Annotated in this window: 14 protein-coding genes and 2 pseudogenes; 4 read left to right on the top strand and 12 right to left on the bottom strand. The window is 35.4% G+C overall.

What is annotated here, in order from left to right; genetic code table 11:
- Positions 1-173: 173 nt before the first annotated feature.
- Complete coding sequence (locus tag KQI21_RS08450) at positions 174-1442, bottom strand: cytosine deaminase (RefSeq protein WP_216483760.1); 1269 nt, start codon at positions 1440-1442, stop codon at positions 174-176.
- A complete protein-coding gene (gene codB / locus KQI21_RS08445) occupies positions 1442-2710 on the bottom strand; it encodes a cytosine permease (protein WP_216483759.1) in 1269 nt (422 codons plus the stop codon). Before codB ends, KQI21_RS08450 begins: the two co-directional genes overlap by 1 nt.
- Before the next feature lie 652 nt (positions 2711-3362).
- Between codB and KQI21_RS08440 the strand changes: the two genes are divergently transcribed.
- Positions 3363-3665, top strand: coding sequence for an IS3 family transposase (locus KQI21_RS08440; protein WP_216483758.1), 303 nt, complete (start codon positions 3363-3365; stop codon positions 3663-3665).
- A gap of 107 nt (positions 3666-3772) precedes the next feature.
- Here KQI21_RS08440 and KQI21_RS08435 read toward each other — a convergent pair whose 3' ends face one another.
- The 9 genes and pseudogenes from KQI21_RS08435 to KQI21_RS08400 all read right to left on the bottom strand — a co-directional run bounded on the left by KQI21_RS08435 (position 3773) and on the right by KQI21_RS08400 (position 12774).
- Entirely contained in the window at positions 3773-4033 is a 261-nt protein-coding gene (locus tag KQI21_RS08435) for a hypothetical protein (RefSeq protein WP_216483757.1), read from the bottom strand.
- 395 nt (positions 4034-4428) lie between these two features.
- Positions 4429-5469: pseudogene (locus KQI21_RS08430) on the bottom strand (IS4 family transposase).
- A gap of 294 nt (positions 5470-5763) precedes the next feature.
- Positions 5764-5906 (bottom strand): annotated as a pseudogene (locus tag KQI21_RS17060) (IS256 family transposase); the annotation flags it as partial.
- A 499-nt stretch (positions 5907-6405) separates the two neighbouring features.
- The gene (locus KQI21_RS08425) at positions 6406-6825 is read right to left on the bottom strand and encodes a hypothetical protein (RefSeq protein WP_216483756.1); all 420 of its coding nucleotides are present in this window, start codon (positions 6823-6825) and stop codon (positions 6406-6408) included.
- Positions 6826-7324: 499 nt separating this feature from the next.
- The gene (locus tag KQI21_RS08420; RefSeq protein ID WP_216483755.1) at positions 7325-8812 is read right to left on the bottom strand and encodes a tripartite tricarboxylate transporter permease; all 1488 of its coding nucleotides are present in this window, start codon (positions 8810-8812) and stop codon (positions 7325-7327) included.
- Positions 8813-8834: 22 nt separating this feature from the next.
- Positions 8835-9290 (bottom strand): tripartite tricarboxylate transporter TctB family protein, encoded by a 456-nt coding sequence (locus KQI21_RS08415; RefSeq protein ID WP_216483754.1) that lies wholly within the window; start codon positions 9288-9290, stop codon positions 8835-8837.
- Between the two features lie 75 nt (positions 9291-9365).
- Positions 9366-10367 (bottom strand): tripartite tricarboxylate transporter substrate binding protein, encoded by a 1002-nt coding sequence (locus KQI21_RS08410; protein WP_216483753.1) that lies wholly within the window; start codon positions 10365-10367, stop codon positions 9366-9368.
- Between the two features lie 267 nt (positions 10368-10634).
- Positions 10635-11315, bottom strand: a complete 681-nt coding sequence (locus KQI21_RS08405) for a response regulator (RefSeq protein WP_216483752.1) — start codon at positions 11313-11315, stop codon at positions 10635-10637.
- On the bottom strand, positions 11308-12774 hold the full coding sequence (locus KQI21_RS08400) for an ATP-binding protein (protein ID WP_309245527.1): 1467 nt from the start codon (positions 12772-12774) through the stop codon (positions 11308-11310). The genes KQI21_RS08405 and KQI21_RS08400 overlap by 8 nt, the downstream gene beginning before the upstream one ends.
- A gap of 396 nt (positions 12775-13170) precedes the next feature.
- On the opposite strand from KQI21_RS08400, the gene KQI21_RS08395 reads away from it, so the two are divergent.
- The 3 genes from KQI21_RS08395 (at position 13171) to KQI21_RS08385 (ending at position 16015) form a co-directional block, all read left to right on the top strand.
- Positions 13171-14172, top strand: a complete 1002-nt coding sequence (locus KQI21_RS08395) for a LacI family DNA-binding transcriptional regulator (protein ID WP_216483751.1) — start codon at positions 13171-13173, stop codon at positions 14170-14172.
- Between the two features lie 77 nt (positions 14173-14249).
- A complete protein-coding gene (locus KQI21_RS08390) occupies positions 14250-15152 on the top strand; it encodes a pseudouridine-5'-phosphate glycosidase (protein ID WP_301281742.1) in 903 nt (300 codons plus the stop codon).
- Entirely contained in the window at positions 15149-16015 is an 867-nt protein-coding gene (locus KQI21_RS08385; protein ID WP_216483749.1) for a carbohydrate kinase family protein, read from the top strand. The genes KQI21_RS08390 and KQI21_RS08385 overlap by 4 nt, the downstream gene beginning before the upstream one ends.
- A 240-nt stretch (positions 16016-16255) precedes the next feature.
- Here the strand turns inward: KQI21_RS08385 and KQI21_RS08380 are convergent, their stop codons facing one another.
- On the bottom strand, positions 16256-17167 hold the full coding sequence (locus tag KQI21_RS08380) for an aminopeptidase (RefSeq protein WP_216483748.1): 912 nt from the start codon (positions 17165-17167) through the stop codon (positions 16256-16258).
- Between the last annotated feature and the right edge of the window lie 2 nt (positions 17168-17169).

The raw sequence follows: 17169 nt of genomic DNA, 5'->3' as shown, positions 1-17169 counted from the left end.
TATCCACTATTTCCAAACAGACATTGATGTCAGCTCAACAAGTGTTGGAACTACATAGGAAACAGTATCCCGTAATAGGTAAAACGGTTCGAAAATAGGCTGAAGCTGGATGCGGATAATTTAAAATTAGAGAAAAACCTGTTGGCAACTACCAACAGGTTTGCAATCACGATTTATTTTTTCATAAAATCTACTGTTTCTTCATTTTCTAACCAGATTTTCGTTTGACTAGGCTGGGTTTCTGCAATGATTTTTCCATAGCGTATGGAATGAGTTACTGTTGCTTGCCTGCGAATGGCTTCATATTCATTCACAGCATCAAGGACAATAAAGTTTGCTAGTTTTCCGGCTTCTATACCGTATTGATCTTCCATATGCATTGTTTTCGCACTGTTTATGGTGATAAGATCCATTGCATTGATGATTTGTTCATACCCCATTAATTGAGAAGCATGAATTCCCATATGAAGCACCTGAAGCATGTTGCCAGTTCCAAGGGGATACCACGGATCAAAAATATCATCATGCCCGAAACTGAGATTCAACCCTGCTTCTAATAATTCCTTGACACGTGTAAGGCCACGGCGTTTTGGGTAAGTGTCAAATCGCCCTTGCAAGTGAATATTTACTAATGGATTAGCAACAAAATTAATCTTAGACAATTTTAACAAACGAAACAGCTTATACGTATATGCATCGTTATAAGACCCCATAGCTGTCGTATGGCTTGCTGTCGCTTTCTTTCCGAATCCCCGCTCATAGGCTTCCAGTGCTACTACTTCTACAAACCGAGATTGCTCGTCATCAATTTCATCGCAATGAATATCAACTAGTCGATCATATTTTTCTGCAAGATCAAATACTATCTTCAGTGACTCCACTCCATACTCTCTCGTAAATTCAAAATGAGGAATCCCTCCAACCACATCTGCCCCCATTTTTACTGCTTCTTCCAGCAATTCTTTTCCTTTTGGATAGGATAAAATTCCTTCTTGGGGAAAAGCAACTAATTGGATATCTACATAATCTTCCATTTCTTGTTTAACTTCCAACATTGCTTTCAGTGCTGTCAGCTGAGGATCCGTTACATCAATATGGGTACGAACATGTTGAATACCTTGAGCAATTTGCCACTTTAGTGCCTGTTTGGCTCTCGTTTTCACATCTTCGTGCGTTAACATTTCTTTTCTCTGGGACCAGCGTTGAATTCCTTCGAACAACGTACCGCTTTGATTCCATTCTGGTTCCCCTGCTGTCAGCGTTGTATCAAGATGAATATGTGGTTCAATAAAAGGTGGCAGAACGAGTGAACCCTTTACATCTAATACATTTTCCTCATACTGATTATTATCAGCCGGTAACACGGAAACGATTTTATTATTTTCAACCGCAATATCCCACTTGCCATTTTTTCCCCGTAAAGTGGCATTTTTAATAATCATTAATGACTCACCTTCTCTGTATTTGATAGAATTACTTTTTCATCATTCATTTTAGTTACAATTTTTGTAACTACGACATGCACCATTGCAGAGCTGATTAAAGCATTAATCGGTGGAATTCCCGGCACAAAGGTTGCTGCTGCAATTCCACTAGCCCATGCAAGCATGGCTACCCAATTAAAAGATTTAAATTTCATGTCTTTAAATATTGGATAGTTGCCACGATGTAAAATAAAAAAGTCGGCTAGTATAATGGCTCCAATTGGCGGTAAGGCCGAACCAAGAACCGTTAAAAATCCAACAAAGTTATTATATAACCACATGGCGCCAATTGTACCAATGACTCCATTAACAATAACCATTTTATGCTTAGGTATCTTCGTAATATTAGATAATCCTAAACCAGAAGCATAAAGTGCATTGTCATTTGTCGTCCAAATGTTCAATCCTAGCACGATAATAGCTGGTAAAATTAAGTTTTGCATAAACATAACTTCGGAAATATCTGCCTGACCAGTTGCTATCGAGCCAATCGCACCAAACAAAAACATTAACGAGTTGCCGATGAAAAATGCAATTCCTGTAGCTATAACTGCTGAGCGTTTTTTTCTTGCAAATCTAGTGAAATCCGGCGTCAACGTTCCCGCACTAATAAACGATCCAATACAGATCGTAAGTGCAGCAGCTAAGCTGATTGCTTCTGCGGGCTGATAATTTAATAGTTCCTGAATACCACCGAGACTTTCAGTTGCTTTAAAAACAGATATCCCACCCAAGGTTGAGATTAACGGTACTGCAATAAAACTAACAATTGCCAATGCCTTCATACCGAAAAATGCGGTAAATGTCATCAGTAAACCAGCAATAGCAATTAACCAATAAATATCTATTCCAGTCACTTTTTGTACCGGAACAGCAAACATCGCTGTCCCAACTCCAAACCAACCTATTTGTGTAAAAGCGAGCAAAAAGGATGATAAATAGGATCCTTTTTTGCCAAATGCGTAACGGGTAAGCAAGTGTGTAGATAATCCTGTCTTTGCTGCAATATATGCTAAAGCTCCGGTATATAAACCAAGGATTAAATTTCCCGCAAATACAATACCGATAAACTGAATGAAGGTCAGTCCTTGACCCAATTCGCCACCAGACCACATACTTGCTGAAAAAAAGGTTAAGCCTAGCATTACTACAAGTGTATTCCAAAAACCTTTGCGATGAGATGAAGGCACTGCTTCTAATGAAAACTCTGTATCTCGTTTTTTCATTGATAATTCCTCCTGGTTTTCGGTACCACCGAGACCGGAATAAGCGCATAAAAAAACAGGCTTCCTGTCATATTATTTGACAAAAGAAGCCTGCTGATAGAAATCTTTACCTATACATAAAAGATCTTCACCATATCCGCTTTCCTTGTCAGCCTCACAGGACTGAATTAAAGGTACCTTATTTAATTAGTTATATTATGCAACTTAGTATTCAGATAGTCAAGAGTAAAATATTGTTATTTAACTAACCTTAATGATAATCAAATTTTTATTGTTTCAGCTAAACAACATCGCCTGTCCTTTTCCTTCCATCATGAAACCGAGTATACGTGATCAAAAGTCACCTTAAATAATTGGCTTTCTTTTTTATATAAAACTGTATTTTATTCTTTTAATGAAACAAATTTAAAAGAGTATTTTTTTGGATGGTAGTATACTTTGGAATATTCGAAAACCTGTCCATCTTTAAATACAGTAAAAGCTTTTAAAAACTCCTAGACAACAAAAGAACGGATAATACTCTGCAATAATGGCCTTTCGGGGTTTTCCGTTTTGGTATAGTTGTACCATTTGAGACTTGAATTCCGCTGAGATGCTTTTACCGTGAAATGATCGGATACAGTGCAGGAGCAAAAAAGATCATCAGTTAGTCTTGAAAGCTTTAGCCAGTATTCCACAGTATTCCAGCAAACCTGCAAGAAGTCTCTATTTTTCACACAGATCGTGGCATGAATTCGATAACCAGATAACTGATGAAGCATTAGCAGCATTTCAAATCGAACGTTCTCTTAGCACAAAAGAGTGTCCTTATGATAACGCTTTAGCAGAATCGACATTTAAATCATTCAAAACGGAGTTTATGAGTAATAGAAACTTCGATAGTTTAAAACAATTAAAACTGGAGTTAGCCGATTATGTGCATTGGTTTAAATATTGTCGTTTACATAAAGTCTAGGCTATCTTCCCCCTATAGAAGATCACCTTAAACGACCACCTGCTAAAGCAGGTTTGTAAGTTAAAAAATTGTCTAGTTAAGTGTTGACATACCAATACTAGCTGTTATTAAGCAACATCCCCTTTCTTTGTTGAAACCTTCAGAATTTTATAACCATCAGAGGAATAGCCTCCATAAGGTCCCCACCATTTGGGATAAATTATTGGAATGGCAGTCATAACGAACTGGATAAAGTTCAACCAAAACATGCCTGTTATAAGATAGTATTTATTAATGGGATGATGAAGAAAAAAGTAAAAAATAAAGGTGAAAAAAGCAGATATTAACGGCCCGCTGCTCGTAGCTATAACTCTTTGCAACTTTGTCATATCATTATCCTTTTCATATTTACAGATTCCGCCCATTCCCAAGACAATATGAAAATGTACCCGCCCTATTTTGAAACTCTCTTTATTGGAATTACTAAAATTACCTATATATATCCCTTGCCACTCCATCTTTAGTGGAACAAACAAATCCCAAGGCATGGCCTATTTCGTGAATAAGTGTTGTTAAAGGAGATCCAATTACATACAACAGCAAAAATACTAATATAATAATGTCATCATCCTCCTAATCCACTAGCATTGCATAAAAAAACAAGAATATTCAGTTCCAAACTTTCTGTGATTTTGAGCCAAAAAGTCAACACCTGAAGAAAGATGGCACTGTCCATTTGGTAAAAACATACAATTAACTTAAGGCAACAACGACAACAGCTGATTTACGGACTGGATCTTCCTTCAAACTTCCTAATCCAAAAGGATGGTTTCCAGAGCGCCTTAACCAGCGAGCAATTCGAAGTAGATGTAAGCAGTAGGTAATGAGCGCTAAAAACACTTAATTCTGTACAGCAGTTTCGCTCATTCCATAAAAGTGCTTACATGTTACTTCAGCCATTTAAAAAAGAGTTCAATTGCCCGGCGAGATAGGTAAATTTCACTGATCTCTTCGGCACTTGCATCAAAGCGATTCGTGATTAAACGAAGCAGATTTCCCTTTGTATCCATGACTTCAAGGAGACGAAAGACGTTTTCCGTGCGTTTTTGTGTCGTTCCGATGTAGATCATTTTATCGGTTAAACCGTACCATCATCAGGAAGTGAAAAAGAATAAACTTCACGAATGACGGCGTTCTTTTTCAGTCTTGAAACGAAGAAATAGCCATCATCTGTCATTCGATCAAAATCTACATAGCCGCGATCAAACACATACACGGCTTTTTTATCATCCACAAGAACTTTCAGTTGGTCCCTGTCATGTTCTTTCGCGGGCGTAATCACTGCCTTTTCTGGATAAACGGTGTCCTTATCCATGAATACTAGTCGTAAATGCAGCTTTACACCGGCTTTTGTTTTACGAAACGTTGCCCATAAATTTAGTGGAAGTGTACTGGAATCAATGATTTTCAATGGCATATGCTTTCCGTTTTTATAGTGATACGCTCTAATTTTCCACACGAGATCTAAGAAAAGGTTTGAAAGAATATACGGATTGATTTCCTTGTTCTTTCTTGATATTTGAGAAGTACTGATCGATTCGAACCCAAGTGTTTTTTGAAGCTCTTCTTCTAAAAGTGCATCACTCATTTCTAAGCTCTCGAATTCGTGTAGTTGGGCAAACAGTAAAAGTTTGATATAAGCCTTGATCGTAAACTTTTTTGTATAGTAGTCCTGTTTAGATTCGTTCACTTGTTCATTAAGTTTTTGAATATTAATGGGAGAAACCCATTTACCAAATGATGAAAGTAATGTATTCTTGTCCATACGTAGTCCTTTACTTTTGGATTTGGACAGGAACCACCTGTATTTCTATTGTAAAGGTTTTTTTATGAACTAGTTGTTTTTGAATATTATTAGTATTTTAAATCAACAGATACAACTAATGCAACGCAAATAAAAATATGTTGTCGAAATTTGCCAATTTTAAAAAATTTAAATATAAAATAACTTTTTGTTAATAGTATACATGATTATTATTTATGGAACGCAGCAAAAATTATTGCTACTACGCTAGTTTACCTAACAGTTTCATACTTCTTAATAATCTTTGGTTCATAATCCCAATTCATCCTCTAGCTCAGCTTCAAATACCTGTTGAATGGTATCCTTAAATAAACGCTTCATCATTTCTTGAACATCTTCTACAGTACAACTTTCCTTTGCCAATTCTTTAATCTTTTCTCATGAAAAAAGTCTTGCATAAATGACCATCTCCTTATTGGAAATTATATCTATTTTAACAAAACTTATTACACTCTCTTTCTTTTCACTAAATACGGTCCTCGTATTTGGCAAGTAACTACTTTTCATCAACTTCTATCATTGCCGCAAGCTTCTTTTGTAACGTTTCTCCATCCATTCAGGCTTCCCAAATTATTTAAATTCTTTATCGATTACTTCTTCAACCTCCTTAAACTCGACAACTTCATTGATATTCTTTGCAAGCTGACTAGCTAAATCCTTGGCTAGACGACGATGCTACTTTTCAAAAAAGTTATCCACCATGTAGAAACAGATTTAATTTCCTGGACAATAAAAGGATGGAAAGAAATTACTTTCCATCTTCATAAATCTAAAATAATTTTATACATTTATTTATTAAGTTTAATCGATTAATCATTATCAACCCTAATATTTTTTCCATTATCATATTAAGAATTACCTTCAATGCTAATTCATCTCTGAATACTAACACACCACTTAAGGAATAAATTCTAATTCAGATATTTTTTGCAATTCTTCAAGTAACTCTCTTTCCCCTCCGAATGCTGTCATCGCAACTCCGATTAACTGAATAAAATTACCGGTTACTTCTATTTTTTGACCATTTATAAACAGTTCTTTATCTATAGCTGATATTTGCTGAGAAACTCCTATACTTTGGAATAATTGTCCAATCGCTTGAACTAGGATTCCAGTAAAGACGTCTTGTTCTCCATCCATGTCTTCCTCATCTAGCGATAATAATTTGGAGGTTAGAATTGTCTCTGCAATCAGACCAAATGTTTGTAACCAGACGGCTGCTTCTATCTGCTTCTCAATATTTTTCTTTAAGTCATTTCTTTCTTTTTTTTCATCACTTGTAATTTTCTTTTTTTTGCTCTTATTCTGATTTTTCATTTTTACACCACCAACCCTCAATCCACTCCTCATGTAATAATCTATTCTCATTGGATTCATTTTGACTATTTGTTTTTCATTCTTCAACCGTACGAATACATCATACTTATAATATGTTAGAATGCTTGAATAGTTGCATCCGTATTCCTTTAAACATTTCACTTTTATGCTAAAATTTGTACCCTGAAAGGAACAAAAACTACTTTCAAAAAGAACCACCATGCAAAAACGGATTTCGTTTCCTAGAGCGTAAAAATAATTTCTAGTAGCTTTAAGACATTGTTCAAAAAGTCCAGTAAAAATGATATGTTGAATTTCTTCACACGTTAGAATGTAAAATTTGTTGAGAGAGGCGGTCGACATTTTAGTTCCCAATGTCTAAGAACAAATAAAACTGTCTTCTGCCCAAAGGCTTGAAACTAACTAAGTTGTCTTTACTGACTTGTTTATGACGGCTCCGTTTTAAAATACGGATCATTCTATTCACCAAATAACTAGTCTATTTTGCCATTTTCCCCCTGCTTCTAATAAATGGAAAAACAAATGTAAGCAAAGAAATGATAAATAAACCAATTGCAATTGGACTTTCCAATAAAATCATATAATCACCATTTGAAATCGTTAATGCTTGTCTTAACGATTGTTCCATCATCCCTCCTAATATAAAGGCTAAAATAAATGGCGGGGCAGGGAAGGCATACAAGCGAAATAAATAACCAATCAAACCAAAAGCAAGCAATAAGTATAGATCAAAAACATTAAAACTGATGGAGTACACACCAATCATACAAAACATAATGATCAATGAAATTAATAACGGGCGGGGAATTTTTAATATTTTCGCTATATATGGGATCAATGGTAAATTTAAAATTAATAAAAAGATATTTCCGATATACATACTTGCCACAACTCCCCAGAACACTTCTGGATGATCTTGAAACAACAGTGGTCCTGGATTTATTCCTAAAACAAGTAACGCTCCAAGCATAATAGCAGTTGTTCCTGAACCTGGAATCCCTAAACTAAGCAATGGAACAAATGCCCCACTCGTTGCAGCATTATTTGACGTTTCAGGTGCAGCAAGCCCTTTAATCGACCCTTTACCAAACTCTTCAGGTCTTTTTGAAAAACGCTTTTCTACTATATAACTAATAAATGAAGCTATGGTCGCACCGGCCCCTGGGAGAACTCCCATTATAAAGCCAAGCGGAGAGTGTCGTAATAACGGTCCTCTCATTTCTTTAAAGTCTTGTTTTGTTAACCTTAGACTTCCAATATGTTGCGTTTTTGTTAAACTGTCATTATTTCGGTTTTTTATTAGAAATGCAACTTCCGCTAAAGCAAATAGCCCTAAAGCAACTACAAGAAAATCAATTCCTTCTAGCAAATTTGAATTTCCAAACGTAAAACGCGGTGTTCCAGTTTGGGCATCAATTCCTATAGTGACTGCCATAAGTCCCAGTACACCGGAAATCAATGCCTTTATGGCAGAACCATCCGATAAACTAGATATAGCCACTAGCCCCATGAACATTAAAGCAAAATATTCCACGGGTCCAAAAGAAACAGCTACCTGCGCTAAAGTTGGTGCAAATAACATCAATAATATAATGCTGATAGTTCCACCTGTAAAAGATGCTATAGCAGCTATAGCAAGTGCTTTTCCTGCTTTTCCCTGCTGAGCCATCGGATACCCATCAAATGATGTGGCAACTGTACCTGAAACCCCTGGAGCGTTTAAAAGTATAGAAGAGGTTGAACCACCAAAAATTGCTCCATAATAAACTCCTGCCATCAACACCATAGCAATGGTTGGATCCATACCATAAATCATTGGTATCATGATTGCAATGGCTGTAATAGGACCTAAACCGGGCAACATTCCAATCAATGTACCAATTGTAACTCCAATGAAAACGAAAAATATCCCATCCAAGCTGAAAGCAACTTGAAAGCCTTGCAATATCCCTTGTACTGTGTTCATTACTGTCATCCTTCCTTAACACCTAAAATGGCAAAATTCCACTAGGTAAATTAATTTGTAATAAATAATTGAAAATATAAAAGATGACAACTGGAAACAGAATGGATACAATTACATTCACTTTAAAATTTTTATATCCTAGTATCCAGGAGCAACTAAAAATAAATAACGCCGTAACAATGACAAACCCGATTACCTCTAGTAAGGAAATATAAAGAATTATTAAAGCTGTTAATAGAAGGAGGATTACTAATTCATGTCTAGATACATGATTAGTCTTGTTTTCCTGTTCATCTGTATTTGGCCCAAAAAATAAAATAATCGATAAAACAATTAATAGAAACCCTAACAGTTTTGGCATTAAATCAGAGTCAACTGGTACAAACGGATATGACGGCAGCTGATAACTTAAGATTAAATAACCAATCGCCAGTAAAGTAAGGATAATGCTTATTTTTCGTTCTGCAGATTTCAGCATATGCTCTATTCACCACACTTTCATTCATTTTTATAGAGCCAATACTGATCGCTTCAACATTGGCTCTTCTGTAAATCATTGCGATAAACCAAGTTCTTCCATTAATTCTTTTAGTTCTTCTGTTTGTTCTGCTAAAAATTGTTTATACTCTTCATGTCCCATAAACATCTCCGTCCAGCCATACTGACTGCGAATTTTAGAGAATGATTCCGATTCACATAGCTCTTTAAACTTTTTTTCATAATATTGAATAGCGCTTTTATCCATATTTGGTGGTCCAAAGAACCCCCTCCAATTAATAAACGTCGCATCAATACCCTGCTCGGCTGCAGTTGGAAAAGTAGACAAAACATCTCCTTCTAATCGTTCAGGGGAGGTTACACCTAAAACTTTAATTTTTCCAGCTTTTACTTGTTCCACTGTTTCAGCTACTCCGGTAGAGTAAACATCAACACTGCCATTTAGAAGATCCGTTAATGGTGATCCCTCTTGATTTGATACATATTTAATTTTCGTTACATCAACTCCGGCTTCCTTAGCGATTTTCACAAATTGCATATGATCCATGCTCCCCGGGGAAGATGCGCCTACAACTGTAATACTTGTTGGATCCTTCTTCATATCTTCAAATAGCTCATTTAGATTGTCCCACTTGGCATCCGCCCTAACGGCAAATGCAGCATAGTCAGCTACCAAATTAACAAGTGGCGTGAAATTTTCATATGTTAATTCTGTTTGTCCATTAAGTGGTACAAATATAAGTGGCGGTGATGAGATGAAAATATTATGGTTACTTCCTTCAAGGTTATGAATATAAGTCCAAGCGATTGCGCCGCCGCCACCTTCTTTATTTACGACCCCAATATCCTGATCAATAATTCCTTCTTCACTAAATACTTTAGCTACAGTTCTCGCAGTAGTGTCCCAGCCTCCACCAGCACCTGCCGGAGCAACAATTTCAATAGCTTTCTCAGGCTTCCAGTTTTCTTCCCCACTCGTAGATTTTTGTTCTGGATTACATGCGGAAAGAATAATTATACAAATGAGTAAAAACAGTAAAGCAAATTGCTTTTTCATCAGACTCCTCCTCGTATATTATATTAGTTTTAATAAAAGTTCGAAAATTATCATATAATAGATAATTATTAAAGAAAACGTTTACAACATTATTCACATAAAAAACAAAAAGAACATTATGTTCATTTTGTTTATAGTAAGGAATCAAGTGATTTCGTTCAGTTGTAATTCTCCTTCTGGAGTGGGAATCTTACACCAACTTAAATGCAGGATAAATATTTTCCAGAAATCATTTTTATGCCTCAATAATTCACGTTCCCAACTTTTTTATGAAATGATATATATCCTTTCTGGACGGCCAACTATCCCATATTGAAGTTCTGCTTTCACTTCTTTCATAGACGTTAAATACTCTAAATATCGTCTGGCGGTTGTTCTAGAAGCCCCCATTTTTTCACTCATCTCCTCTGCTGTTATCCCTTTTCGCCCTTGTTTAATTATTGCTTTCACCTTTTCCAGCGTTAATGGATCAATGCCTTTGGGTAAATTATTTCTTACTGCTTTTTCCGTTTGAGAAGCTTTAGCCATAAATAGTTGATCTACTTCCTTCTGACCAACACAAACATGCGATTGAATAAGTTTTCTTTTTTGCTTATATTTTTCAATCGTTTCTAAAAATCGTTCCATTTTCAGAGGCTTGATGATATAGTCAAACACACCATAGTTTAATGAATTCTTCACCATATCAATATCTGTAGCCGCAGTAATCATAATAATATCTATACTTGATGATAGATTTCTTATTTTAGGTAATAAATCAATTCCAAGTATATCGGGCATATAAATATCGAGTAGTAATAAATGAACCTCCCTATCTTGAATTACCTTCATCGTTTCTTCACCATTTAATGCCTTACCTACCACCTTTACATCATCTATTTGTGATAAAAACTGCTCATGAATACTGGCAACGCGAAAATCATCTTCAGCGATTACAATTTTAATCATACAAATCTCCCCCTTGCTTCGGTACAAATATAGTAACAATCGCCCCGCCTGTCTTATCATTCTTGATTTCAATTGCACCTCCTAATCTATTAACTGTATCCTGTACAATCGCCAACCCATATCCTCGATCCTCTCCCGTTTTCGTTGAAAAACCTTTTTTAAAAATACTTTCTTTTGTTATGATACCCTTTCCATTATCGGCAACTTCAAAAATAATGTCATTTCCCACATCAGTTGCAAAAAATACTACCTTTTTTATTTCATTTCCACTAACTGCCTCAAATGCATTGTCAATAATATTACCTAAAATAGCAATTAAACTAGAAATATCGATGTGTTTAGGTAAAGGGGAAAGTGAACTATTTTGATCAATTATGAACTCCATTTTCTTTTCAGAAGATTTTGCGATTTTCCCTAGTAAAATAGCTTGTACATTATTATCTTTTATTTGATCGAATAAAAGATGATTTTGTTTGGAGTTAACTCTCAATTCCGCTTGTATCATATCTACAGCCTCTTCATGTTTCCCCAATTGCATCAGACCCGATAGTACGTAAAGTTTATTAGCATATTCATGTGTTTGCGCTCTTAAATCTTCGGAATACTGTCTAACCTCGGAAATAGTTTCAATCATCTTTTTCACTTCTGTCTTATCGCGAAAACTTGCTACCGCTCCAATTATTCTTCCATTTTCTTTGACAACTTCCCTGTTCATAATAACTAAACGATCATTAAGATACATTTCTTGATTTTCTTCATTTTCACCTGATTTCAAAAAATCCTCTAGCAGTGTATTTGGGAAAATCTTCTCAATCGGCTCATAAAGATAATGATTATTACACCCTAGCATATCTATGGCAGGCTGATTTATCATTGTAATTCGCCCATTTTCATCAATCGCTATAATTCCTTCTTTAATCGAGTGTAAAATCGCACTTCTTTGCCGATAAAGATTGGCAATCTCGAAAGGCTCTAGACCTAGCGTATCTTTGCGAATATTATTTGTTAGTATAATTCCACCAATAACCCCTAGTAATAGACCGACAAGCGAAACATTGCTAATAACACGAATCTTCCGATAAATTTTAGCATATATATCCTCAAACAAGTAACCTACCGAAACAATTCCCATAATATTACCATTATCATCAAAGATTGGAGTATTTCCACTTAATGCAGCTCCTAAACTTCCTTCTGATCTAGAAATATAAGATTGACCAAAAATAAGTGCTCGATAATTATCACTTTCTTGCCTCTTTTTTCCAAGCAATAAATTGTCAGGATGTGCATAAATAACCCCATCAGTATTTTTGATTACAACATATTCAGCATCAACTTGCATCTTTATATTATCCGCAATAGACTGTAACAAACTTATCCGGCTTTCCTTCTTAAAAGCTTCTTTTACTGTTGGCATAAAAGAAACCGTCTTTGCTACTTGCAGTGCCAATTTTCCCATATTTTCTTCTGTTTGTTTTTTTCAATCATGATGTAAATACCTGATATTAAAATAATAATAGCCAAAATTAATGAAACGATTAACGTTAGTATTTTGGTCTTTAGAGAGATAACTCTTAATTTTAGCATTTTTGTAAACCTCCTATGATTGTTAATAGACTACTACGCTTATTTGAAAGTAAGTTTGACTAGAACAAGCCTCTAGTTCAGGTATTGTGCCTATACTCAAAAAGGAAGATAAAGAATGTGAAACTGAATGTATACTGCTAGGCGCTTGCTCTTCATTCTGGAATTACAGGTGTAAAAAACAAAAGAAAGCGTTAACATAATAATTGAATCATGATATATTATATTTGACTTTTGCTAACGATGGCAAAAGTGGAAAGGATTGATGGAAATGAAGAAACCTACTATCAAAGATGTTGCTAGATTAAGTAATACCTCTGTTCGTACAGTATCCAGAGTATTAAATGAACATCCTAATGTAAAAGAATCCACACGAAAAAGGGTCAAAAGTGTTATTGAAGAACTGGATTTTAAGACCAACCTTTTAGCCAAGGGACTTAAGGAAAGAAAAACCAATCAAATTGTTATCTTTGTTGATCAACGTTCTGGTGACTATTGGGGTGCCTACCACAATGAAGTATTTCATGAAATACACCGTATAACAAAAAAAAGTGAATATCGATTAGTTTTATCCCCATCTTCTCCAGATAGCTTTAATAGTAATGAAAATGATGGCTTTCACCTAGTAAAGCATAATCTATGTGATGGCGCAATTATCTTTGACCCTGTAAAAGACGACCAGAGAATAATGTATTTAAAAACGAATAAGATACCTTTTATATTGATTGGGGATAGTCAGCATGAATTTGAAGTTCCATATGTTGGTATAGACAATGTACAAGTGGGATACTCAGGAACCGAAGTATTGTATACAGAAGGATACAGATCCATCGCGCTCTTACTGGGAAATACTAAATCAATTATTAATAAAAAACGCGAGACAGGGTATAGAATTTTTTGCAAAGAACATGGATTAAAAGAAACAGTTTACCATCATGTGTATAGTTTAGAAAATGCATATAAAACCACTACAGATATTTTACGTACTAACCCTATTGATGCAATTTTTATATCCGGAGATGAAAGAGCACTTGCGGTCTACCAAGCGATTAAGGAGTTCGGCTTAGCAATTGGAAAAGATATCGGCGTCCTGGGTATCGATAACATTAAAATGAGTAAATATTTTTATCCACCTTTATCTACTATATCCCAACCAAAATATGAAATTGCACGTGCAGCTGTAGATCTACTAATTCACCAAATGACTTCTAATAAGAACAGCATACATCATCCTGAACTAAAACCAACACTTGTAAAAAGGGCTTCTTATTAGTTTTAGTTAAATTGGTAACCTCATAGTATAGTTGACTTTATTTCCATCAAAAATATTATTAATTGGAGGAACTTAAAATGAATTATATGAAGTACAGTAGTGAAGTAAAATCCGCAATAAAGTCCGGAAAGCCAATAGTTGCACTGGAATCAACGATTATTTCTCACGGTTTTCCCTACCCGCAAAATGTTGAACTTGCACAAAAAGTAGAATCAGTTATACGTAAACAAGGAGTTGTGCCTGCAACCATCGCTTTAATTAATGGTAATATCTGTGTAGGTCTTAACGATACTGAAATAGAATTACTTGGTCAATCAACAACCGCTTTTAAAACAAGTATCCATGATATTCCTAGGGTACTATCAAGTAAAAAGGTAGGCGCAACTACAGTTGCAGCAACTATGTATGTAGCTGAACTTTCTGAGATTCGTTTTTTTGCTACCGGAGGATTGGGGGGAGTTCATTATGGTGTAAATGAAACGTTTGATATTTCGGCCGATTTGCCAACGTTGGCAAAATGTAAAGTATGTGTAGTCAGTGCTGGCGTAAAATCTATTTTAGATGTGTCAAAAACCGTTGAATACCTTGAGACAATAGGTGTACCGATCTATGGTTATGAAACTGATAAGTATCCTAACTTCTACACACAAGATAGCGGATTGACAGTAGAAAAAATAGATAAGGCATCCCTTGTTAAACTTCTGAAAACACAAGATAACATGAACTTGAACTACGCTACTTCCCTTGTTGTTCCCATTCCAAAGAAAGATGAACTTAATCCAACCTTAATAAACAAAATTATCGATGATGCATTGAATGAAGCAAAAGAAAAAAATATAACAGGAAAAAAGGTAACTCCCTTCCTTTTAGATAGAATTCGTAAATTGACAAATGGAAAAAGTGTCGCTGCCAACATTTCTTTAATGTTAAATAATGCCAAAATTGCAGCTATTATAGCAAAGGAGTATGCAAAAAAATGATAACTGTAATTGGTGATTTAGTAGTAGATATCATAGTGAAGAAAGGAAAAACAAATTATGGAACTGACACAAAAGGAATGATTCATTTTAAACCTGGTGGACAAGCCAATAATGTTGCAGCTTATATCAGCAGAGAAGGAATAGAATGCACGTTAATTGGTAAAGTTGGAAACGACCCGTTTGGGGAATTTTTAATCCAAAAAAGTATAAAAAGTGGAGTTCAACCTAAGATCTCTAAAGTGGACCAAGATAAAACCGGATCTATTATTGTTATGATCAACGAAAATAATGGTGAAAGGTCAATGATTTCAGATAGAGGAGCAAATTTAACTTTAAATGATAAAGATATCCCTAATGATTTAGAAGCTGATCTCATTTATTTATCTGGATACAGCTTTTTTGACGAAAATACGAGAACCGCTGCATTTAAAGCAAAAAACCAGGCACAAATGATGGAAAAAATGATAGCTTTAGATCCTAGCTCTATTTTTTTTCTAAAAGAACACAAGAAAGAATTTCTATCTTTTATGAGAGGAATTACTTTTTTCTTTCCAAATTACGAAGAAGGTGTTCTATTAACCTCTCAATCTGAACCATTTGAAATCATTAAAAAGCTAAAATCGATTGTTAAATATCCAATTTTAACACTGGGTGATCAAGGATGTATATACTGGGATGGAAAATCAATTAAACATATACCTGCTCTAAAAGTTGAAGCTATCGACACTACAGGTGCAGGAGATTCTTTTGTAGCTGGATTTTTAGCAGCTTACCAAAAAAAACAAGATATAAATCAATCAATAAAACATGCTATAGAGCTTTCATCAACAGTTGTTACATCTATTGGCGCTCACTCTTTTTGAAAGCGCTTTATCAGTGTGGTGGAGGTGCTCTAATAGCAATATATAAACTGGAAACTTCTGACGGGATAAAGCGAAACTTCATTCCGTGGAACACGGAATGATTAGTTGAACCAATCGGACATTTAGGTGCCGTTTTCTCTCACTTCGACTTCTCATAAAGGGCAGGTCTTACTGCCCAGTGACCTACAGAAGAAAATACAACCTGTTCTTAGATATATCCACTTGAATACTTAAGATTAACTACTCCCACTCTAATTTTGGATCTTTTGTTACACAGTCGATATGTACATCTGTATTAATCGTACCACCAAATGTATGATTTGAACCAAACGCAACATGCACGGTATTATATGCTTTTTCGTCTTCTAAAATATTTCCAGTCAATCTCGCTTTATAATTCGTTCCAATCCCGAGTTCTGCAAGCATTCTTCCTTGTTCCTCACCGAGTAATGCTAGTAATTTCTTTCCTTTTTCTCCTGTAGCATGGATAAGTTTTCCTTGTTCAATCGTTAGTGTGATTGCTTCATTTAATAAGCCTATTCCAGCTATTGAACCATTGATTTCAATTGAACCTTCTGCCATTCCTTCAATTGGAGCAATATATGCTTCACCGGATGGAAGGTTTCCCGATGCACTTGTTCCTCTAAATACCCCAGTACTAGCTATCCCTCGTCTTCCTTTGATCGAAATTTCTAACTTATTTGCCTCTCCCGTCAAAATCGTTACAGATTTGGCAGCTGTCAATTTTTCCACCATCGCTATCGTTTCTTCTTCTACCCGGCTGTAATCGGCACTCATCGCGCCTTGCAAGAACATATCCTCTGTAATACCAGGCAATGTAATAACACTAACTCCTTTAGCATTCGCTTCTTTTCTTGCCATCGTATGCGTTAAAGAATGCTTTGTAAGGCAAAATACAAGCCTGTATCGCAGCATAAGTTCAGCAGCTTCTTTTGGTGGCTCTTCTCCTGACTTTGATCGATCCTCCATCATATAGAAAGTAGATGTCCACCCATCTTTTTTTAATGCTTCATTAAATTTTTTGGCTAATTTTTCTGTCGTTCGATCCGTTAGAACAAGTATTTTTTCAGCTTTTTCAATCTGGATATTATTCTTCATTAGTCGATTTACGGTTTGCTGAAATGCTTCCATGT

The sequence above is a fragment of the Virgibacillus proomii genome (genome assembly GCF_018916875.1).
In the GTDB taxonomy this organism is placed as follows: domain Bacteria; phylum Bacillota; class Bacilli; order Bacillales; family Amphibacillaceae; genus Virgibacillus; species Virgibacillus proomii_B.
This window is presented reverse-complemented; position numbering and strand designations above follow the sequence as displayed.